A 20,498-nucleotide genomic window follows, 5' to 3' on the forward strand; every position below is an offset into this window, starting at 1 on the left:
AGCCCGCCACCTTGGCGGGCTTTTTTTTCGCCTCGCTTTTGCCCATCCGCCGCGCGCTCAGAATTTGTACGACAGCGCGAGGTACGTGATGATCGGATCGGCCTTCAGTTCGGCCTTCGACACAGCCAGTTCGGTGCCGTCCGCGGCCTTGATGATCGTGGACGAAGTCGTCTTCAGCGGAATGTAGGTAACGGACGCCGTGACGCCCCAACGGTCGGTGATGTTGTAGATCGCGCCCACATTGAAGACCGGTTGCCACGACGACGACGCCTTCGCCTCTACGGTTGTCTTCCCGGTCTTGCCTGCGCCCGCGGCCAGAATCGCGCCGAGGTTGTTCTGGGTCTGTGTGACGAAATTCTCATTCAGCTGGATGTCGCTGAACCAGTTGTATGACACGCCGATGCCGACAAACGGCCGGAACTTCGCCGTCGACTCGCCGAAGTAATACTGGAAAATCAGCGCCGGGCTCCATTGCCGCACGCTCTTGACGATCGGGTTGACGGCCGGGTCGCCGATATCCTGCTTGCCGAGCGCGCCCGCCGGGCCGGGCGGCTGGATCGTGCCGTGGCCGTACAGCTCGAACTTCGGCGGTACGCCCGCTACCGACGTCACCGCGAAATGGTCCGTGACGAAGTGCGAAAACACGAGGCCGAGCGTATTGGCGCTGTTCGTCGACAGGCTCGTGCCGGCCGACGTGAACGAGTTCGGCAGATGCAGCGGCGTGTTGATCGGCACGGGTGCGACGTGCGTCGTGAGCGGCGTGCTCGAATCCTGCGGCATCACGTGAAACCAGCCGAGTGAGACAAGGTTGTCGCCCGCCTTTTGCGCATGGGCATTCGGTATCGCGAGTGTGGCCAAGGCAGCCGCGCATACAGCGGCGAGTGCATTGGGCATCGCCGCGTCCAAGAGCTTTCTCATTCTGTTCCTCCTGAGCGGGCGGCCTGCCTCGCGCGCGACGGCGTTATCCGTGCCGTCTGCTGCGCTTCCCGGTTGCCCGCTTCCCTGCGCGCGGGCAGGGAAGCGGCCGGGCGGCGGTCGCCTCGTTGCGTTCTATGCGGTGGACGTCGCGCCCATTACTGGACGAAGGCGCCGATCGTGAAGTACGGCGACGACGCGTTCGACAAGTCCAGGAAGCCGAACACGCCGCCCGTGAAAATGAACTTGCCGGTCGGCGCGCTGCCCGCAGCCGCGCTCGTGTACGTCGATGTCACGACGCCAGGCACGGTCTGCGTGAAGTCGAGATTCAGCGCCTTGGTCAGCGACGCCTGCGACGGGTTGAACGGATCGAGCAGCGTCGCCTGCGTGCCGACGAGCGCGTTGGTGCGGTAGTTGAACTCGCTGTCGACGCCGATGTACTCACCGTTCTGCGAGTTGACGGCGATGTTCGACTGCGGCGCGAGGATCGAGATACCCGATTCATCATCGGCGACCGGGCCGCTGATGCCGTTCTGCGGGTTCGGCGTGAGTGTCGAGTTCGCGACGCCCGTGCGGACGAGGATCGGCACGTTCTGGTTGCGCAGCTTGCCGACGATCATGAAGCCCTTGCCGACGGGCGACGTCGCGAGCGTCGGCTTGCCCTGGCCCTGGAAGTTGTCTGTTTCGAACGCGCCGCTGCCATTCGACGATTGCGTCCAGTTCGTGCCCGGCTGCTGACACTTGCCGGCATTGACACCAGCGTTGTCGCACTCGGTCCAGGTGCCGTCGGCGTTGATCGTGATCTTCGTATCGACGACAGTCGGCGCGAAGTTTTGCGACGGAATCTGGTGATAGCCGAGCTGGTTGTACGTGCCGACGATGTTCGCCAGATTCGTCTCGATCGTCGAAAAGCCGATGAACGGGTAGTACGGGAATTTCGTGTCGGGGACCGCGCCTTGCCCGAGAATGCCGCCGAACGAAATTTCGGCGCCCGGAATCGTGCCGCCCGCCACGCCTTCGCCGACAAAAATGCGCGCCGGCCGGTTCGGGTCGAGGCTCGCGCCGTTCAGACGGAACGCGCACTGGTTGAGCTTGTTGGTGGGAAGCAGCGTTTCCTGGGTCAGCGTGCCCGATGCCGTCTGACCCTTGCGAGTCGGCGCTACCGTGCCCGTCGTGGCGGGAATCGGCGACTCGATGTAGGCGACCTGCCAGGTCATCTTCGTCGTGTCGAGTTGCAGCTTGACGAGTTCGCCGTCGCCGCCACCGCCCGTGAAAGTCGTGCCATAGTCGAGCGACGCGGGGCACAAGCGCGCTTCCACCGGCGGCGGGCCTTCGCTGCCCGAGCCGCCGCACGCGCCGAGCAAGGGCGCTGCAAAGGCCAGCGCCGAAAAGATCTTCCAGTTCATCGTGCCTCCAGTCTTGTTATGGGCGGCCAGCTCCCAGTCCAGCCGCCTCTAGGTCTTGTTCATCTAGCGATGCTGCTTCTGCCCGTGTTGCCTCCTGCCATGCACGGCCCTTTCTGTTGATTCGGGTGAGGCTTATTTGCTGATCTGCGCGCCGACGCTGAAGTACGGCGAACTGGCGGTGTCGGAATTGGCAGAGCTCGGCGTGAGGCCGCCGTTTTCGGTGCCGTTGATGAAGATCGCGTAAAGGCCGCCGCCCGCGATTGCGAAGCCCGTGTTGCCTTGCTTGTCGGTGACGTTGACGAGGCCCGGATTGCCAGCGCCGTATCCGAGGCCGAAACCGCTTTCGGCCGCCTGCGTGGACGGATTGATGAAGGTGCCGACACCGCCCTGGATCAGCGACGCCGTGTACTTGAAGTTCGAGTCCGCGCCGACATAGCCGCCGTCGAAGCCGCCCGAGGCGAGCGAAGTCGCGCTTTCCAGCAGCGCGATGCCGGATTCGTCGTCGACTTCGGCGTCGAGTGGAATCGCGCCGGTGCCCGTAAACACGTGTCCCGTTCTGACGACGACCGGGACGGTCGCGCCGTTCAGCTGACCGAGGATCATGTGGGCTGACGAGCTGCCCTTCGCTCCCAGCAGCGGCAGCACCAACTGGCTTTCGATGCGTGGCGCGTTGGTGCTGTCGAAATAGCCGTTCGCGTTGAGCGTCGGCGTATCACCCATCGACAGGCAGTGCGTGGGGCTTGCGTTGCCATTCGCGGGCGGGGTGTTCGTCGCGGACGAGCAGGCGCCGTTGGCGTCGAACGTTTCCGATGTCTGGGCGGCAGCCGCCGCGTAATTGCCCGACGGAACGATGTGATAGAGCAGCCCGTTGTAGTTGCCGGCGAGCTTCGAGAGGTCCGTCGTCGTGCTTGCGAAGCCGAGGAATGGATAGAAGTCGAAATGTCTTGGCGTGACGGCGCCGACGTTCTGGAACGTGAGAATCGTCTTGCCTGCGTACGCGACGTCGGCGCCCGGAATGCCGCCGCCTGCCACGCCCTTGCCGACGAAGACGATCGGCGGATTGGTGGTCGAAAAGGGCGTCGTATAGGTTGCGCCCGTCGAAGGCGCGGTGCCTGACGCGGGCGTCAGCATGAACGCGCAGCGCGTCTGCTCGGCGTTCGGCAGCATGCCCGCAGGCGGATGCATGACGGCGCCCGTGACGGTCGTGCCTGCGCGCGTATTGTCGACCTGGCCCGCCGATACCGGGATCGGCGACTCGAGAAACTTCAGCGTGTACGTCATCTTCACCGCGTCGATGTTCAACGACACCACTTCGCCGCTGCCTGCGCCGCCCAGATAGGTGCTCGCGCCGATGTCGGCGTTGGCGGGGCAGAGCGAGCCCGCGGTGGCCGTCGACGCAGGCGGCCCTTGCACGCCGCAGCTCGATCCCGAGCACTGGTTCGCGTTGATCGCGCCGGGATCACCCGCATTTCCTCCTCCGCAGGCGAACAAAAACGGCACGCTGGCAATGGCACATGCCAGCCATTTTGAATTGGCGTACATGCTGCTGTCTCCCTGATTCGTGTAATTTGCGAGCTAATTTCGCCGCGCGATTTAGGGCTGTCAATTGAACGAACCGTCTAAAAAACCCGATTCAAACAGCGCATTTATCGCGGAGAGTCGCATGGCGCTTCGAAGCGCGCCTTTTAAAACAAAACAGTTTTTTTGCATCAGACGGATTTGTCGTGTCGCCGCTGAGCCTTTATCGGCGGGCGACTCCGAAAAGCGCATCTATCATCTTCGAACGCTCGTTCGTAAAAAAATCCGGAATATCCCTATGCGGTAATAGATGCCCAAGAGGATAAAAGGATGAGCAGTAAATACCTGCTATAAGGACTGCTGGAGATAGTGAGAAAATCGAAAGGTATTAATCCGCGTTTGAATGAGGCGTTTTAAATCACGGATTAGCAAGCGTAAAAAGAAAAAGCCGGCGTTTGAATGCCGGCTTTGTGACGCGCAGGACGGGGGGCGCCGTCCGCTAGCGAAGTGTCAGCGCTTGAGGCCCGTGGCCTCGTCTGTGCCGATCGCGAGATTCATGCACTGGATCGCCGCGCCCGATGCGCCCTTGCCCAGGTTATCGAGCCGCGCGACCGTGACGAAGCGCTCTTCGTTGCCGAACACGAACAGGTCGACACGGTTCGTGTCGTTGTTCGCCTGGACGTCGAAGAAGCCGCTGTCGAGGTTGTCGTCCGCATTGAACGGCGCGACGCGCACGAACTGCTCGCCGCTGTAGTACTCGGCGAACAGCGCCTGTACGTCTTGCGGTGTGGTCGGTTTGGACAACTGGCCCGGCGTGAAGTACGTCGTCACGGCCAGACCCTTGTAGAAGTTGCCGACGATCGGCGTGAAGACAGGCGCGCTCTTCAGGCCCGTGTGCGCGGCCATTTCCGGCAGATGCTTGTGCGTGAGACCGAGCGCGTAAGGACGCGGGCTGTCGAGCTTCGCGTTGCCGCCCGCTTCGTAGTCCGCGATCATTTTCTTGCCGCCGCCGCTGTAGCCGGTGATCGAGTAGCTGTGCGCAGCGAAATCCGCCGACACGACGCCCGCTTCAACGAGCGGACGCATAGCCAGCACGAACGCCGACGCGTGGCAGCCCGGCACGGCAATGCGCTTCGCCGTGCGCAGGCGCTCGCGCTGCGCGCGGGCCAGCTCGGGCAGGCCGTACGCCCAGTCGGCGCTGGTGCGAAACGCGGTGCTCGCGTCGATCAGCACGGTGCGGTCGTTTTCGACCAGCGACGCCGATTCGCGTGACGCAACGTCGGGCAGACACAGGAAGGTGACGTCCGAAGCGTTGATGAGACGACGGCGCTCGTCGATATCCTTACGCTTCGCTTCTTCGATGCGGAGGATTTCAACGTCTGCGCGCTGCGACAGGTACTCAAAAATCTTCAGGCCGGTCGTGCCTTCCTGTCCGTCGACAAAAACTTTCGTGCTCATCTCGATCTCGCTGGCTGATAAAAACGGCGGGAAAACGCGGCGCTGGCTGCGCCGGAACGATATTTTAAGACCGTGAGGCGGCGCGTGCGCGAAATTGGCCGAAAAACACGTTGCGCCGCAACAGTGACAGCGGCATGACAAGCTGCGTTTGCGCGCGCCCCGGCGCGTTCACGTCGGCTGTCCCGCCTTCCAGCGCGCCGTCACGGCCGCGATGCGCGCGCCGAACACCTTTGCCGTGTCGAGGTCGCCGGGCGGAGGCGCTTCGTCAGGCGTGGCGTCCGCAGGCGACTGCGAGAGCAGGCCCGCGAATCCGCCAATGAAATTCAGGTCGTTGCGCGTCGCCGCCTTCGTGTTGGCGGGCATCATGCCCATGCCTGCCCAGATCATGCCGTGCTGCATCGCGAGGGTGATGAAATACTGGATCGTCGAGAACTTGTCGCCGTTCATCGACCCCGAGTTCGTGAAGCCCGCCGCCACCTTGTCCTTCCACTTTTGCGCGAACCAAGGTTTCGAACTCGCGTCGGCGAACTTCTTGAAGTCGGCGGACGGGCCGCCCATGTAGGTCGGCGCGCCGAAGACGATGGCGTCGGCCGTGTCCAGCTCGGCCCAGGCCGCGTCGTCCAGCTCACCGACCGCGATCATCCTTGCATCGGCGCCACCGTCGAGCGTGCCCGCGAGCACGGCTTCCGCAAGCTTCTTCGTATGCCCATACCCGCTGTGATAAACGATGATGATTTTTGACATAGACAGCTCCCTTGTTGCAAATCACGATTCGATCCCGAATGGGCGGAGTTGAGCCTCGCTCATTCTGTCACCGTGCCTGGGTTGTTCGAGACGCGGTGAGACAACTGCGGCATCGCTCTTATCGCTGATGAGAAAGACTAGCGGCCGTAGGTGACGGTCATGCGTGCGTAGCCGAGCGTTGCCGTGCTGATCTCGTGGTCGAACATCAGCGACGGCCGTCCTTGCGCGAGCCTGAGGTTCGACGTGTTCAGCGCGTACACGGTGATCACGTAGCGATGCGGCTTGCCGGGCGGCGGGCAGGGGCCGCCATAGCCGTCGATGTCGAAGTCGTTGCGTGCCTCGACGGCGCCGAGATTCTTAAGAAAGCCGGACGCGCTCGCGTTTTCCGGCAGCCGGTCGATGTTGGCAGGAATGCCGACGACGGCCCAATGCCACCAGCCGCGTCCGGGCGAATCGGGGTCGAACATGGTGACTGCGAAGCTGCGCGTGCCGTCGGGCGGGTTGTGCCAGTTCAGCTGGGGCGAGCGGTTAAGGCCTTTGCAGTCGCCGCGGTCGAACACCTGCGCGTTGTCGACCGTGCCGCCTGTGCGAAGGTTGGCGCTCGTCACGGTGAACGCGGTGTCGGCAGAGGCCGCGCTTGCATGAAGTGCGAACGAAAAAACGATGAGCGTAGCAACGCGCGATCGCGCGAAAAACAGAAACGGCAGCAACGAACGGCACGAACGAGACGACGGGGGCGGAACGACCGGGCAACGCAAGTGCATGTGCCGAATCTCCTGTCAGGCTCGTAAAGAAATGTCCTTACGAGGGATTGTTGTCCTTTTTTGTGCCCAAGGGACAAATCGAGTCTAACATTACATCGTATGAGGCCATTTGTGCTTTGCGAGGGGCCAGTACGGCGCGAAATCAGCTATAGTCGCTGCAATCGTCTGCGTTGTTCACAAGCAGACAAGTCCTAGAAATTTAGAACTAAGAACGGTTGCATGACTGAAGTTTCAGAGCGTGGATTGTCAGCTGAAGGAGGGGCCATGCAAGATCCCATCAGGGTCGTGGTCGCCGATGACCATCCAGTCATTCTGTTTGGTGCCGAACAGGCGTTGCTCAAGTTTCAGGGCATTCGCGTGGTCGCGCGCGCCAAGCAGTCCACTGAGCTGGTGAAGATATTGCAGACCACGCCTTGCGACGTACTGGTCACGGACCTCGCAATGCCTGGCGGGCAATATGGCGACGGCTTACCGTTGATCGGCTATCTGCGTCGGAATTTTCCTGACCTGCCTATAGTCGTCCTGACGATGCTCGAAAACGCTGCGCTGTTGAAGCGGCTGAACGAGCTCGGTGTGACCTCGGTCGTCAACAAATCAGATGACCTAAGCCATATCGGTCTTGCGGTGCAACACGTCAGCCGGCATATCGAGTACATGAGCCCGTCGGTGAAGGCATCGCTCGATACATTACGCATGAACGCAGGCGGCAAGAGCGACGAGGTGATTCTGTCGAAACGCGAACTGGAAGTCGTACGGCTATTCGTTTCGGGCATGACCATCAAGGAAATTTCCGAGCAACTGAACCGCAGCATTAAGACGATCAGCACGCAAAAGAACACCGCAATGCGCAAGCTCGGACTCGAAAGGGATTCCGAACTATTTCAGTATGCGCAGAGCAATGGCTTGATGAATCTGTCGTCGTATGCGCCGGGTGAGTTGGATACCGGCAGCCCTCCGCAGGGAAGTTCTTAAGCGCTACCTCGGAAGCTGGCTGTCGGATTCTCAAGCCGGGAAAGCGGATCAAATAAAAACGCCGCCTGTCGTAAGACAGGCGGCGTTTTCGTATGCTCGCTGAATCAGGCTGCTCGCTTATTGCGGTGCCGCCGTTGCGCCGCCGTGAGCCGCCGACCACTCGGCAGGCGCGTGCAGGAATTTCTCAACTTCGTCGAGCGTCTTCGTTTCGAAGTAGCCCTGTTGCTTCGCGACGCGCAGCACGTCCCACCACGTGGCAAGAGCGTGCAGATCGACGTCGATATCTTTCAGCACCGACACGCTTTCCTTGAAGATGTTGTAGTGGAACAGCACGAAGCAGTGATTCACCTGCGCGCCCGCCGTGCGCAGCGCGTTGATGAAGTTGATCTTGCTGCGGCTGTCGGTGGTCAGATCTTCGACCAGCAGCACGCGCTGACCTTCCGTCAACAGACCTTCGATCTGCGCATTGCGGCCAAAACCCTTCGGCTTCTTGCGCACGTATTGCATCGGCACCATCAGGCGGTCCGACAGCCAGGCGGCGAACGGAATGCCCGCCGTTTCACCGCCGGCGACGGCGTCGATCTGCTCGTAGCCGACGTCGCGCAGAATCGTCGCTTCTGCCATTTCCATCAGGCCGCGGCGCACGCGCGGATACGAAATCAACTTGCGGCAGTCGATATATACCGGGCTCGCCCAGCCGGAAGTGAAGATGTACGGTTTTTCCGCGTTGAAATGCACTGCCTGGACTTCCAGCAGCATTTTGGCGGTCGTGTCGGAGATCGTCTGGCGATCGAAGCCTGTCATGGGCGAATCCTTCGGTGTGGTGAGCTTGGAGGGCGGGCGCGGGGCCCTGTGGCGCAGCAGGCGTAACGTTTCGCGCCTGGTGGGCGAAACATGCCGGACGAGTTGAGAAACAGGCCGGTTTGCTGCGCGCGTAGCCCGATATTTTACCCGATTCGGACTGTTCCCAGGGCGGTAGGCGGCGAAAGCGGGTAGGCGCCGGGTAGGCACGGTCGTCGGACGTGCGTTTCGCCTATGCATTCTGGCCAGGTTGTGACGCCAATCTGGCGCCTTTACACTCACGGCAAATTTTCGCAGACGGCCTTCGGATGGCCTTCTGCTCACGTCTGCTGCAAGGTTGCCGCCCATGAACATCGCCCCTTCTACGACCCAGGCCGCGCAGGACGTCCGTCCCGGCTATGCGGCTCGCGCGCTGATCGCGTCGGTGCTTGGCTATGCGATGGACGGCTTCGACCTGCTGATCCTCGGCTTCATGCTGCCCGTCATCGCTGTCGACCTGCACCTTTCGTCGACGCAAGCCGGGTCGCTGGTGACGTGGACGCTGGTCGGCGCAGTCGCGGGCGGCGTGATTTTCGGCGTCTTGAGCGATTACTTCGGCCGCGTGCGCATGCTCACGTGGACGATTCTCATCTTCGCGGTCTTCACGGGCCTGTGCGCGCTCGCGCAAGGTTACGGCGATCTGCTCGCGTACCGGACGATAGCGGGCATCGGGCTGGGCGGCGAGTTCGGTATCGGCATGACGCTCGTTGCTGAAGCTTGGCCGGCGGCACAGCGGGCACGCGTGTCATCGTATGTCGGGCTTGGCTGGCAACTGGGTGTGCTGGCGGCGGCGCTGCTTACGCCTTTGCTGCTGCCTGTGATCGGCTGGCGCGGGATGTTCGCGCTCGGGCTGCTGCCGGCCGTCGTGTCGTTTTTCGTGCGGCGGCGCGTCGAGGAGCCAGCGCTGTTCACGGAGCGCGTCGCGCGCGGCATGCGCAAGGCGCCAATGAAACTGCTCGTCGCCGACGCCCGCACGACCCGCGCTAGCCTGGGCGTCGCGATTCTCTGCTCGGTGCAGAACTTCGGCTATTACGGCCTGATGATCTGGCTACCCACTTATCTGTCGAAAACCTTCGGCTACTCGCTGACCCGCTCCGGCCTATGGACGGCCGTCACGGTGCTCGGCATGGCCGCCGGCATCTGGCTGTTCGGCGTCGCGGCCGACCGCTTCGGCCGCAAGCCCGCGTTCCTGTTCTACCAGGCGGGCGCCGTGGTGATGGTGTTCGTTTACTCGCAGTTGAGCACGCCGTTCGCGCTGCTGATTGGCGGCGCGGTGATGGGTATGTTCGTGAACGGGATGATTGGCGGCTATGGCGCGTTGATCTCCGAACTGTATCCGACCGACGCCCGCGCCACCGCGCAGAACGTGTTGTTCAACATCGGCCGCGCGGTTGGCGGGTTCGGGCCGGTTGCCGTCGGTGCGCTGGCCGCGCGATTTTCGTTCGCGGCGGCGCTCGGCGCGCTCGCTTCAATCTATCTCCTCGATATTCTCGCGACGCTCTTTCTGATCCCGGAACGCCGCGGCGCAATGCTCGATTGAGGCCTTGCCGCCATGCGGCGGCGGGCGGGATGGAAGTGTTTCCATGCGGCGCTGCAGCAAGCACTGGCGCGGCTGCGGCTTATCCATCCGGTACAAAACCTACTCTGAACCGTCGCATCCGGGGTGTACACTGGTCGGCCCGAAAAAGCTCAGCGTCGTTTGCTTTCCGCTGAGGTTTGACGCCGCGCCTAACCGGCGCACGCGAGAATCGCCGCCGTCGAGCAACCCGTCGACATTGGCCAGCGCAGCACGTGACATTGAGCCGGGCCCAATTATCAACGTCTCGCAGGTTAGAAAATGGACGAACAACTGAAGCAAAGCGCTCTCGCATATCACCAGAACCCGAAACCCGGCAAGATTTCGGTCACCCCGACCAAGCCGCTTTCGAACCAGCTGGATCTGTCGCTGGCGTATTCGCCGGGTGTCGCAGCCGCGTGCATGGCCATCTTCGACGAGCCGCTCGACGCGCAGAAGTACACGTCGCGCGGCAACCTCGTCGGCGTGATCACGAACGGCACGGCCGTGCTGGGTCTCGGCAACATCGGGCCGCTCGCCGCGAAGCCGGTGATGGAAGGCAAGGGCTGTCTCTTCAAGAAGTTCGCCGGCATCGACGTGTTCGATATCGAGCTGAGCGAGTCCGATCCCGACAAACTCGTCGACGCGATCGCGATGCTGGAGCCGACGCTCGGCGGCATCAACCTCGAAGACATCAAGGCGCCCGAATGCTTCTACATCGAGAAGAAGCTGCGCGAGCGCATGAAGATTCCCGTTTTCCACGACGACCAGCACGGCACGGCGATCATCGCGTCGGCGGCGATTCTCAACGGCCTGAAAGTGGTCGGCAAGAAGCTCGAAGAGGTCACGCTGGTGTGCTCGGGTGCGGGCGCGGCGGCGATCGCCTGTCTGGACCTGCTCGTGAATCTGGGCCTGTCGAAGAAGAACGTGCTCGTCGTCGATTCGAAGGGCGTGATCTACGAAGGCCGCGGCAACCTGGACCCGTCGAAGGAACGCTACGCGGCGAACACGGAAGCGCGCACGCTGGCTGACGCGATCAAGGGCGCGGACGTGTTCCTCGGCTGCTCGAGCGCGGGCGTGCTGAAGCCGGAAATGGTCAAGGAGATGGGCACGCAGCCGCTGATCCTCGCCCTCGCGAACCCGGAGCCGGAAATCCGCCCCGAAGAAGCGAAGAAGGTGCGCCCGGACTGCATCGTCGCGACGGGCCGTTCGGACTATCCGAACCAGGTCAACAACGTGCTGTGCTTCCCGTTCATCTTCCGTGGAGCGCTGGATGTCGGCGCAACGACGATCACGGAAGAAATGAAGCTCGCGTGCGTGCGCGCGATCGCCGAACTCGCGGAAGAAACCGATCAGGGCGATGAAGTCGCGAAGGCGTACGAAGGCCACTCGCTCGAATTCGGCCCCGACTACCTGATTCCGAAGCCGTTCGATCCGCGTCTGATCATCAAGATCGCGCCCGCCGTTGCGCAGGCCGCGATGGACTCGGGCGTCGCGACGCGTCCGATTCAGGACATGGACGCGTACCGTGAGCAGCTCGGCGCAACCGTCTACCGCACGGGCATGGTGATGCGCCCGGTGTTCGCGGCAGCGAAGGCGCAACCGGCGCGCATCGTGTTCGCGGAAGGCGAAGACGAACGCGTGCTGCGCGCCGCGCAATTCGTGCTGCTCGAAAAGATCGCGAAGCCGATTCTGGTCGGCCGCCCGAGCGTGATTGAGATGCGTCTGAAGAAGATGGGCTCGAAGCTCAAGTGCGGCGAAGATGTCGAGATCGTCAATCCGGAAGACGATCCGCGTTATCAGAAGAGCTGGCAGGCCTATCACGAGATCGGCGCACGCGAAGGCGTCACGCCGGAAGTCGCGAAGGCCGCGATGCGCAAGTTCAACACGCTGATCGGCGCGATTCTCGTGCATCTCGGCGACGCGGACGGCATGATCTGCGGTCTGATTGACACGTATCACGAGCATCTGAAGTTCGTCGAGCAGGTGCTGGGCAAGGCACAGAGCGTCGACAACTTCGCCGCGATGAACCTGCTGATGCTGCCGGGCCGCAACCTCTTCATCAGCGACACGTACGTGAACGAAGTGCCGACGGCCGAACAGCTCGCCGACATGACGATCCTCGCTGCGCGCGAGATCGAGAAGTTCGGCATCGCGCCGAAGGTCGCGCTGCTGTCGAACTCGAACTTTGGCAGCGTCCCGTCGTCGTCTTCGGCACGTATGGCGGCTGCGCGCAAGCTGATCGCAGAACGCGCGCCGCATCTCGAAGTGGACGGCGAAATGCACGGCGACGCCGCGCTGTCGGAAGCGGTGCGCAAAGCCGCGTTCCCCGGCACGACGCTGACGGGCGAAGCGAACCTGCTGATCATGCCGAACGTCGAAGCGGCGAACATCACGTACAACCTGCTGAAGATGATCGGCGGCGAAGGCGTGACGGTCGGTCCGTTCCTGCTCGGCGCGGCCAAGCCGGTGCATATCCTGACGCCGGCAGCGACGGTGCGCCGGATCATCAACATGACGGCCGTCGCTTCGGCGAATGCCAACGTGGAACGAAACGTCGCGAAGTAAGCTTCGTTCGTTGATGAGATAAAAAAAGGGCACCGCGAGGTGCCCTTTTTACTTCGGGAGTGACAGAAGGTCAGGCGACGTGCCGCTCAACCCCACCCATCGTCGCGCGCCACTTCGCGAGCAACGACGCCCACTTCGCCCGCACGCCCTTCAGGTTGTTCTCCTTGACGTGGCCATAACCGCGAATCGCATCCGGCAGATTCGCGAGCTCAACAGCCAGCGCACGCTTCTCCGCCGTCAGCCCGCCGACCAGTTCATGCACCAGCGTCTCATACTCGACGATCAGCGCCCGTTCGGTGCGACGCTCTTCCGTCTTGCCGAACACATCGAGCGCCGTGCCGCGCAGGAACTTCATCTTCGCGAGCACGTGCATCGCATTAAGCATCCACGGACCGTACTGCTTCTTCACCAGATGCCCATGCGCGTCCTTCTTCGACGTCGCCGGCGGCGCGAGGTGGAACTTGAGCTTCCAGTCGCCCTCGAAATTCGCCTTCAGCTTCTCGACGAACGCCGGGTCCGAATAGAGACGCGCCACTTCGTACTCGTCCTTGTACGCCATCAGCTTGTGCAGATTCTTCGCGACGGCTTCCGTCAACGGCATTTGACCGTCGAAGGTGTCGAGCTTCGTTTCGGCGGCCCGCACTGTTTCGATCAGCTTGCGGTAACGCGTCGCGTACGCTTCGTTCTGATACTGGGCGAGGTACTGCGCGCGCTTGTCGATCAGCGTATCGAGCGCCTTCGGCGTATGCAGCGAAACGATCTTGCTGCTCGCGGCATTCGCCGTGTTGCCATCATCGATACGATCTTGCATCTGCGCGAGCTTGCGCACGGCGGCCAGATCGTGAGCCGCGCGACGGCCCCATTCGAACGCCGCGAGATTCTTCTCGACCTGCACTGCGTTCAGCTCAATCGCGCGAACCAGCGACTCATGCGTGAGCGGCAGCCAACCCTTCTGCCACGCGTAGCCGAGCACGAACGGGTTCGTGTAGATGGCATCGCCGAGCAGCGCAACCGCGAAGTGATTCGCGTCGACGGCGGCGACTTGCTCGTCGCCCGCTGCCGCGCGCACGTCCGCATCCGCGTTCGCGCCAGGGAAGCGCCAGTTCGGGTTCTTGATGAACTCCGCGGTCGGCGTCGGCGCGCTGTTCAGCACGACGTGCGTTTGACCGGCCTGCATCCGCGACACGCATTCGTCGCTGGCCGTCACGAGCGAGTCGCAGCCGATCACCAGGCTCGCTTCGCCCATCGCGATACGCGTCGCGTGGATGTCGGCGGGCTGGTTCGCGATCTGCACGTGGCTCATCACGGCGCCGCCCTTTTGCGCGAGGCCTGTTACGTCGAGCACGGTGACACCCTTGCTTTCGAGGTGCGCAGCCATGCCGAGCAGCGCGCCGATCGTCACGACACCCGTGCCGCCGACGCCCGTCACCAGCACGCCATATGGCTTCGCGATGGCGGGGACTTCAGGATCGGGAACCGGCGGCATCGCGTCGCCCGCGACACCCGACGCCTGCGGCTTGCGCAATTGCCCGCCTTCGACCGTCACGAAGCTCGGGCAGAAGCCCTTCAGACACGAGTAGTCCTTGTTGCAGGTCGACTGGTTGATCTGCCGTTTCGTGCCGTACTCGGTTTCGAGCGGCTCGACGGACAGGCAGTTCGACTGCACCGAGCAATCGCCGCAACCTTCGCAGACTGCCTCGTTGATGACGACGCGCTTCGCAGGATCGGGATACGCGCCGCGTTTCCGACGGCGGCGCTTCTCGGTCGCACAGGTCTGGTCGTAGATCAGGATCGTCGTGCCTTCGATCTCGCGCAGTTCGCGCTGCACGTCGTCAAGCTGGTCGCGATGGTGAATCGTGATGCCGGGCGCAAGACCGACGTTCGCGTTGTACTTCTCCGGCTCGTCGGTGACGATCACGATCTTCTTCGCGCCTTCGGCGGCGAGCTGATGCGTGATCTGCGGCACCGTCAGCACGCCGTCGACGGGCTGGCCGCCCGTCATCGCGACAGCGTCGTTGTAGAGAATCTTGTACGTGATGTTCGCCTTCGACGCGATCGCCGCGCGAATCGCGAGCAGGCCGGAGTGGAAGTAGGTGCCGTCACCCAGGTTGGCGAACACGTGCTTGTCGTTCGTGAACGGCGCCTGGCCGACCCACGCGACGCCCTCGCCACCCATCTGGCTGAACGTGCTGGTGCTGCGGTCCATCCACACGGTCATGTAGTGGCAGCCAATGCCTGCCATCGCGCGCGAGCCTTCCGGCACATTCGTCGACGTGTTGTGCGGACAGCCGGAGCAGAACCACGGCTTGCGCTCCGCCTGAACGCGCGGGCGCGCGAGCGCCTTTTCCTTCGCTTCGATCACTGCGATGCGCGTGGCGATGCGCGCGCGCACGTCGGACGGCAGGTCGAACTTGTCGAGCCGCGTTGCAATCGCCTTCGCGATCAGCGCGGGTGAGAGTTCATAGTGCGCGGGCAGCAGCCAGTTGCCCATCGGCACCGACCATTCGCCGCCTGCGCCGTCCTTCTCGTCGAACTTGCCGAACACGCGCGGACGCTGAGCGTCGGGCCAGTTGTACAGTTCTTCCTTGATCGCGTATTCGAGAATCTGGCGCTTTTCTTCGACCACCAGAATCTCTTCGAGGCCGCGCGCGAAGGCATGCGCGCCTTGCGCTTCGAGCGGCCACACGCAGCCGACCTTGTAGAGGCGAATGCCGATGCGCGAGCACGTTTCGTCGTCGAGGCCGAGATCGGTCAGCGCCTGGCGCACGTCGAGATACGCCTTGCCGCCCGTCATGATGCCGAAGCGCGCATGTGGCGAATCGATCTCGATGCGATCGAGCTTGTTGGCGCGCACATAGGCCAGCGCGGCGTACCACTTGTAGTCGAGCAGACGCGCTTCCTGCACGAGCGGCGGATCGGGCCAGCGAATGTTGAGACCGCCTTCGGGCATCGCGAAGTCGGTGGGCAGAATGATTTGCGTGCGGTGCGGATCGATATCGACGGAAGCCGATGATTCGACCACGTCGGTCACGCACTTCATCGCGACCCACAGGCCGGAGTAACGGCTCATCGCCCAGCCGTGCAGGCCGAAGTCGAGATATTCCTGCACGTTCGACGGAAACAGCACGGGCAGGCCGCATGCCTTGAACAGGTGCTCGGACTGGTGCGCGAGCGTCGACGACTTGGCGGCGTGATCGTCGCCGGCCAGCACAAGGACGCCGCCATGTGGCGACGAACCGGCCGAGTTGCCGTGCTTGAACACGTCGCCCGAACGGTCGACGCCGGGACCCTTGCCGTACCACATCGAGAACACGCCGTCGTATTTGGCGCTTGGGTAGAGATTGACCTGCTGCGAGCCCCACACGGCGGTGGCGGCGAGGTCTTCGTTGACGCCTGGCTGGAACACGACCTGGTGCGCGGCGAGATGCTTCTTCGCCTTCCACAGCGACAGGTCGAGACCGCCGAGCGGCGATCCGCGATAGCCCGAGATGAACCCGGCTGTATTGAGCCCGGCGGCCTGGTCGCGTTCCTGTTGCAGCATCGGCAGGCGGACCAATGCCTGGATGCCGCTCATGTACGCGCGGCCGCGTTCAAGCGTGTATTTGTCGTCGAGCGTGACGGAAGTCAGCGCGGCTTCGAGCGAGGCTCGCTGACCGGCGTCTAGCGGGGCATTCATTATGTGTACTCCTCCACCCAGTTTGGGATCACCAAAATCTGCTTGGCCTCGGCATCTTGTGAATGCTTCGGCCGGGGTCGCCATGTTGACGGCTTTTGATCGATGGTAGCACTGGTGAAAACCCGCCGCCTATCGTCGGAAACACCACGATGCGGGACAGGACACGAACAAAATGTCGTTCGTATGACCGCGGGCGAGCTTTTTCGTTTGCCGCTGTTACAGGGTGTAAAAGCTTGCAACGTGCGGAACTGGTCTTGAAATGTCGGTCTAAACTCCCCAACTGCATGAATCGCAACGTTCCGCATGCGGCGGAGCTTCGCTGTGCAGTCGAAAAAGGAGTACGCATGAACACGAAACACATCCAGACCTTCCTGATGGTCTCGGCAGCATTCTTCGCGATGAGCGCGCCGATGCGCCCCAATAGCGCCAATGCGCTCGCGAATGCCGTCACGCGCACCACGCAGGTCGCCGCGACGACGGTCGCCGTGAACCAGCGGCGCGAATCCGACGACACGGAGCAGCGTGGCTGACGCGCTCGGGCGGGTGATCGGCTGATCGTCCGCGGCGTATGAACAGATGAGAACCGGTTGAGGGAGAGAAAAGCCGGTTCTCAAAATGCAAAAGGCGAGGATCGTACGATTCCTCGCCTTTTCTTATTTGGCTCTAACTTTTAGCCGCAGCGTGTTAGGCCTTGTCCTGCACGACACCGCGACGAATCTGATCCAGTTCGATCGATTCGAACAGCGCCTTGAAGTTACCCTCGCCGAAACCCTGGTTGCCCTTGCGCTGGATGATCTCGAAGAAGATCGGTCCGATCTGGTTCTCGGTGAAGATCTGCAGCAGCAGGTCTTCGCGCGCGCCGTCGATGAGAATCTTGCGCTTGCGCAGTTCGTCCAGCGGCTCGCCGTGATTCGGCACGCGGCGATCGACGAGTTCGTAGTACGTGTCGATCGTGTCGAGCAGCGAAATGTTCGCGCCGCGCAGGCCGTCGACCGTCGCGTAAATGTCGTTCGTGCCGAGCGCGATATGCTGGATCCCTTCGCCGTGATACGCGTCGAGATATTCCTGGATCTGGCCCGCCGTTTCCGAACCTTCCTCGTTGATCGGAATGCGGATCTTGCCGCACGGCGACGTCATCGCCTTCGACTTGACGCCCGTCACCTTGCCTTCGATATCGAAGTAGCGCACTTCGCGGAAATTGAACAGGCGCTCGTAGAACTCGGCCCACTCTTGCATGCGTCCGCGATGGACGTTGTGCGTCAGGTGATCGATATAGGTGAGGCCGTGGCCGACGGGATTCGGGTTCGCGCCCGGAATCGGTTCGAAGTCGACGTCATAGATGTTGATGTCGCCGACGCTGTTCGGCGCCGCGCCGTTCTTGCCGCGCCAGCGGTCGACGAAATAGATCAGCGAATCGCCAATCCCCTTGATGGCCGGAATGTTCAGCTCCATCGGGCCGGTCTTGTTGTCGAAGCCCCATGCGCCGAGTTCGAGCGCGCGCTGGTACGCCTTTGCCGCGTCCTGCACGCGGAACGCGATCGCGCAGATCGACGGACCGTGCAGACGCGCGAAGCGCTGCGCAAACGAGTCGGGCTCGCCATTGACGATGAAGTTGATCTCGCCTTGACGGTACAGCGTCACGTTCTTGTGGCGATGCTTCGCGATGGCCGTGAAACCCATGCTCTCGAACAGCTTGCCGAGCGCGACGGGGTCCGGCGCGGTGTATTCGATGAACTCGAAGCCGTCGGTGCCGACGGGATTCTCCCAGGTAGAAACCTTCATGTCTGTCTCCTCGACTGTGTGCGGGGCGCATCGCGCGATCTGATGAAGAACAGTGTAGTTGCCGGTTCAGGAAGAAAACTTGCGAAGTTAATCGGCGAACACTACGCTTGCGCTATCTTCTGGCGCTTGATTCGTATTGGACGGCAGAACATGGCTCAAATTGAGATAGACGCGATCGACCGGCGCATTCTCGCGATTCTTCAGGAAAACGGGCGGCTGTCGAATCAGGAGATCGCCGAGCGGGTGAACCTGTCGCCGAGTCCATGTTTGCGGCGCATCCGCAGGCTGGAGGAAATCGGCGTGATTCGCGGTTATGTCGCGCTGTTGGATTCGCAGATGCTCGGGCTCGATCTGCTCGCTTACGTCAATGTGCGGCTGGAGAAGCGCGGCGGCCCGGCGCTCAGCGCACGCGCGGACGGCACGCCAGGGCGTGCGGGCGCAACGCATTCGGAACTGTTCCGAGTGGCGGTGCAGGGCTGGCCGGAAGTCGTCGCGTGCTACGCAATGACGGGCGACATGGACTATCTGCTGCGCGTGCAGGTGCGCGACATGGCGCACTTTTCGCGGTTCGTGCAGGACCAGTTGCTGCGGCATCCGTCGGTGATCGACGTGAAGTCGAGCTTTTCGCTGGAGAAGTTCAAGGAGACGACCGCGCTGCCGCTTTGACAACGAGCGTGATGCGCAAAAGAAAAGGGCGGCTCGGTGAAGAGCCGCCCTTTGGCGATGTTTTTTGCGCTGAAGCTTACGCGGCGATCGCGGTCGGAATGAACGATTCAATCAGCTTCGACGTGTTGCGCGCCTGGCGCTTGAGCACATAGTCGAACACGGCGGCTTGTTCCTGCAGCATCTCCGAGATGATGCTGTTCTGATCTGCGGGCGTGAGCGTCAGATAGGCGTCCGCTTCACCGTACGCATATTCGATCTTCATGCCGGCCTTCTTGGCGATGTGCATCATCGTCGTGTTGCGCGACAGGCAGTGGATGTACAGCGTTGTGACGTGCGTGTTGCGGCTGCGGATGGCGGCGCGCTCGAAGAGCTTCGTGCCGATGCCCTGACCGCGCACGCTTTCCGACACCGACACGCCGAATTCAGCGGTACGCGTATCGCCTTCAGCCGGCAGATAGGCCAGATGGCCGACGCCGACCAGTTCAAGATGACGGTCGAACACGCCGAACACGGTGTCGCGGCTGAAATCCAGCATGCGAACGTAGTTTTCGATGACGTGATCAGGCGTGACCTGACCAAAGCGCAGCAGGCGATCGTCTTCGTCGAGTTCAAGGAAGTGAGCGAGCAGACGCTCGCGGTCTTTCTCGCTGAGTTCCCGGATCAGAACAGGCGCGCGGCCGGCGACATTCAGCAAGCGATCGACAACGATCGGCTCGGCGGCGCGGACGGTTTGCAGATTCATGGTGGGTTCTCCTTTTAGCTATGCGGCATGATGCGCCGCAACAAGCATTCTAATGGAAAACCCGAAGTCTCACTGGGGAAAACCCTGAGTCAAGTCGAGGACAAGGTCTAAAATTGTGCGCGATGACTCTTATATTATTGATTTTTAAGGAAAATATATGAGGCGGTCGCGCGCCGTGGCTGCGTCGTCTTGTCACAACGACGGCACGGTAATTGCTGCGTGACGGCATCCATTCGAGGCCGGGCGCGTGGCGGCGCGGACCTCAGTGACCGCCAGCGCCACCATCCGATGCACGCACGGTCAGCCCATGATCCACCATCGCGACCACCTGTTCGGCGAATTCCCGATAGCCCATCGGGCCGCCCGGCTTCAGCCAGGTGAACGTCCAGTTGATCATCCCGAACACCATCATCGTGAGGGCGGTCTGGTTTTCGCGCGCCACGCTCTCGGGGTACGCGCGCGCCAGTTGCCGTGCGAACGCGGCGACCACGTCGCGCTGACGGTTCAGGATGATCTCGCGCTGCGCTTCGACCAGATATTTGACGTCGTTCAATAGCGCGACGTGCCGGCTGTGCGACGTCTCGTACTCGGAAAGGAACGCGCGGATCAGCTCGGCGAAGGTTTCGCGTTCGGTGAGTCCGCGCCGCTGGCTCGCGCCTTCTACCTCGGCGATGATCAGCATCAGTCGCTTCGTGTAGCGGTCGAGCAGGTCGAAGAGAATCGCTTCCTTGCTCTCGTAATAGTGATAAAGGCGCGCTTTCGACGTGCCGCTCGCCGCAGCCAGATCGGCCATCGACGTGCTGGGATAGCTCGTTTGAGCGAATTTTTCGGCGGCCAGATCGAGGATCTGGTCGCGCTGGCTTTCATGGTCTGGGGCTCGTGTACGGGCCAT

Annotated in this window: 16 protein-coding genes; 5 read left to right on the forward strand and 11 right to left on the reverse strand. The window is 62.2% G+C overall.

Going from position 1 to position 20,498, the window contains the following annotated elements:
- Positions 1-57: 57 nt before the first annotated feature.
- From BLT65_RS15790 to BLT65_RS15815, 6 genes are all read right to left on the reverse strand, one after another.
- On the reverse strand, positions 58-918 hold the full coding sequence (locus BLT65_RS15790) for an OmpW/AlkL family protein (RefSeq protein WP_091778952.1): 861 nt from the start codon (positions 916-918) through the stop codon (positions 58-60).
- Positions 919-1,073: 155 nt separating this feature from the next.
- Positions 1,074-2,321 (reverse strand): DUF2957 domain-containing protein, encoded by a 1,248-nt coding sequence (locus BLT65_RS15795; RefSeq protein ID WP_091778953.1) that lies wholly within the window; start codon positions 2,319-2,321, stop codon positions 1,074-1,076.
- 132 nt (positions 2,322-2,453) lie between these two features.
- Positions 2,454-3,863, reverse strand: coding sequence for a DUF2957 domain-containing protein (locus tag BLT65_RS15800; RefSeq protein WP_091778954.1), 1,410 nt, complete (start codon positions 3,861-3,863; stop codon positions 2,454-2,456).
- A gap of 486 nt (positions 3,864-4,349) precedes the next feature.
- On the reverse strand, positions 4,350-5,297 hold the full coding sequence (gene argC, locus BLT65_RS15805; RefSeq protein ID WP_042314117.1) for an N-acetyl-gamma-glutamyl-phosphate reductase: 948 nt from the start codon (positions 5,295-5,297) through the stop codon (positions 4,350-4,352).
- A 168-nt stretch (positions 5,298-5,465) separates the two neighbouring features.
- Complete coding sequence (locus tag BLT65_RS15810) at positions 5,466-6,041, reverse strand: flavodoxin family protein (RefSeq protein WP_091778956.1); 576 nt, start codon at positions 6,039-6,041, stop codon at positions 5,466-5,468.
- A gap of 137 nt (positions 6,042-6,178) precedes the next feature.
- A complete protein-coding gene (locus BLT65_RS15815; protein ID WP_091778959.1) occupies positions 6,179-6,805 on the reverse strand; it encodes a YbhB/YbcL family Raf kinase inhibitor-like protein in 627 nt (208 codons plus the stop codon).
- A 264-nt stretch (positions 6,806-7,069) separates the two neighbouring features.
- Between BLT65_RS15815 and BLT65_RS15820 the strand changes: the two genes are divergently transcribed.
- On the forward strand, positions 7,070-7,777 hold the full coding sequence (locus BLT65_RS15820; RefSeq protein WP_042314124.1) for a response regulator: 708 nt from the start codon (positions 7,070-7,072) through the stop codon (positions 7,775-7,777).
- Between the two features lie 117 nt (positions 7,778-7,894).
- Here BLT65_RS15820 and BLT65_RS15825 read toward each other — a convergent pair whose 3' ends face one another.
- Entirely contained in the window at positions 7,895-8,581 is a 687-nt protein-coding gene (locus tag BLT65_RS15825) for an orotate phosphoribosyltransferase (protein ID WP_035991642.1), read from the reverse strand.
- Positions 8,582-8,924: 343 nt separating this feature from the next.
- Here BLT65_RS15825 and BLT65_RS15830 point away from each other — a divergent pair, with 343 nt between their 5' ends.
- On the forward strand, positions 8,925-10,157 hold the full coding sequence (locus BLT65_RS15830) for an MFS transporter (protein WP_091778961.1): 1,233 nt from the start codon (positions 8,925-8,927) through the stop codon (positions 10,155-10,157).
- A gap of 297 nt (positions 10,158-10,454) precedes the next feature.
- Entirely contained in the window at positions 10,455-12,740 is a 2,286-nt protein-coding gene (locus tag BLT65_RS15835) for an NADP-dependent malic enzyme (RefSeq protein WP_091778963.1), read from the forward strand.
- 70 nt (positions 12,741-12,810) lie between these two features.
- On the opposite strand, the gene BLT65_RS15840 is transcribed toward BLT65_RS15835, so the two are convergent.
- A complete protein-coding gene (locus tag BLT65_RS15840) occupies positions 12,811-16,416 on the reverse strand; it encodes an indolepyruvate ferredoxin oxidoreductase family protein (protein WP_091778965.1) in 3,606 nt (1,201 codons plus the stop codon).
- 344 nt (positions 16,417-16,760) lie between these two features.
- Here BLT65_RS15840 and BLT65_RS15845 point away from each other — a divergent pair, with 344 nt between their 5' ends.
- Complete coding sequence (locus tag BLT65_RS15845) at positions 16,761-16,946, forward strand: hypothetical protein (protein WP_091778999.1); 186 nt, start codon at positions 16,761-16,763, stop codon at positions 16,944-16,946.
- A gap of 154 nt (positions 16,947-17,100) precedes the next feature.
- Here BLT65_RS15845 and hppD read toward each other — a convergent pair whose 3' ends face one another.
- The gene (hppD, locus tag BLT65_RS15850) at positions 17,101-18,198 is read right to left on the reverse strand and encodes a 4-hydroxyphenylpyruvate dioxygenase (protein ID WP_091778967.1); all 1,098 of its coding nucleotides are present in this window, start codon (positions 18,196-18,198) and stop codon (positions 17,101-17,103) included.
- A gap of 150 nt (positions 18,199-18,348) precedes the next feature.
- Here hppD and BLT65_RS15855 point away from each other — a divergent pair, with 150 nt between their 5' ends.
- Positions 18,349-18,864, forward strand: a complete 516-nt coding sequence (locus BLT65_RS15855) for an Lrp/AsnC family transcriptional regulator (protein ID WP_042314137.1) — start codon at positions 18,349-18,351, stop codon at positions 18,862-18,864.
- A 76-nt stretch (positions 18,865-18,940) separates the two neighbouring features.
- Here the strand turns inward: BLT65_RS15855 and BLT65_RS15860 are convergent, their stop codons facing one another.
- Both BLT65_RS15860 and BLT65_RS15865 read right to left on the reverse strand, forming a co-directional pair.
- Positions 18,941-19,606, reverse strand: a complete 666-nt coding sequence (locus BLT65_RS15860; protein ID WP_091778969.1) for a GNAT family N-acetyltransferase — start codon at positions 19,604-19,606, stop codon at positions 18,941-18,943.
- 262 nt (positions 19,607-19,868) lie between these two features.
- Positions 19,869-20,498 (reverse strand): TetR/AcrR family transcriptional regulator, encoded by a 630-nt coding sequence (locus BLT65_RS15865; protein WP_091778971.1) that lies wholly within the window; start codon positions 20,496-20,498, stop codon positions 19,869-19,871.

This window comes from Paraburkholderia steynii (genome assembly GCF_900100565.1).
In the GTDB taxonomy this organism is placed as follows: domain Bacteria; phylum Pseudomonadota; class Gammaproteobacteria; order Burkholderiales; family Burkholderiaceae; genus Paraburkholderia; species Paraburkholderia terrae.

Bases quoted from the DNA above. Each gene is read 5' to 3' on its own strand.
- BLT65_RS15790 (WP_091778952.1), bottom strand. From the start codon at position 918: ATGAGAAAGCTCTTGGACGCGGCGATGCCCAATGCACTCGCCGCTGTA.
- BLT65_RS15795 (WP_091778953.1), bottom strand. From the start codon at position 2,321: ATGAACTGGAAGATCTTTTCGGCGCTGGCCTTTGCAGCGCCCTTGCTC.
- BLT65_RS15800 (WP_091778954.1), bottom strand. From the start codon at position 3,863: ATGTACGCCAATTCAAAATGGCTGGCATGTGCCATTGCCAGCGTGCCG.
- argC (WP_042314117.1), bottom strand. From the start codon at position 5,297: ATGAGCACGAAAGTTTTTGTCGACGGACAGGAAGGCACGACCGGCCTG.
- BLT65_RS15810 (WP_091778956.1), bottom strand. From the start codon at position 6,041: ATGTCAAAAATCATCATCGTTTATCACAGCGGGTATGGGCATACGAAG.
- BLT65_RS15815 (WP_091778959.1), bottom strand. From the start codon at position 6,805: ATGCACTTGCGTTGCCCGGTCGTTCCGCCCCCGTCGTCTCGTTCGTGC.
- BLT65_RS15820 (WP_042314124.1), top strand. From the start codon at position 7,070: ATGCAAGATCCCATCAGGGTCGTGGTCGCCGATGACCATCCAGTCATT.
- BLT65_RS15825 (WP_035991642.1), bottom strand. From the start codon at position 8,581: ATGACAGGCTTCGATCGCCAGACGATCTCCGACACGACCGCCAAAATG.
- BLT65_RS15830 (WP_091778961.1), top strand. From the start codon at position 8,925: ATGAACATCGCCCCTTCTACGACCCAGGCCGCGCAGGACGTCCGTCCC.
- BLT65_RS15835 (WP_091778963.1), top strand. From the start codon at position 10,455: ATGGACGAACAACTGAAGCAAAGCGCTCTCGCATATCACCAGAACCCG.
- BLT65_RS15840 (WP_091778965.1), bottom strand. From the start codon at position 16,416: ATGAATGCCCCGCTAGACGCCGGTCAGCGAGCCTCGCTCGAAGCCGCG.
- BLT65_RS15845 (WP_091778999.1), top strand. From the start codon at position 16,761: ATGAACACGAAACACATCCAGACCTTCCTGATGGTCTCGGCAGCATTC.
- hppD (WP_091778967.1), bottom strand. From the start codon at position 18,198: ATGAAGGTTTCTACCTGGGAGAATCCCGTCGGCACCGACGGCTTCGAG.
- BLT65_RS15855 (WP_042314137.1), top strand. From the start codon at position 18,349: ATGGCTCAAATTGAGATAGACGCGATCGACCGGCGCATTCTCGCGATT.
- BLT65_RS15860 (WP_091778969.1), bottom strand. From the start codon at position 19,606: ATGAATCTGCAAACCGTCCGCGCCGCCGAGCCGATCGTTGTCGATCGC.
- BLT65_RS15865 (WP_091778971.1), bottom strand. From the start codon at position 20,498: ATGGCCCGTACACGAGCCCCAGACCATGAAAGCCAGCGCGACCAGATC.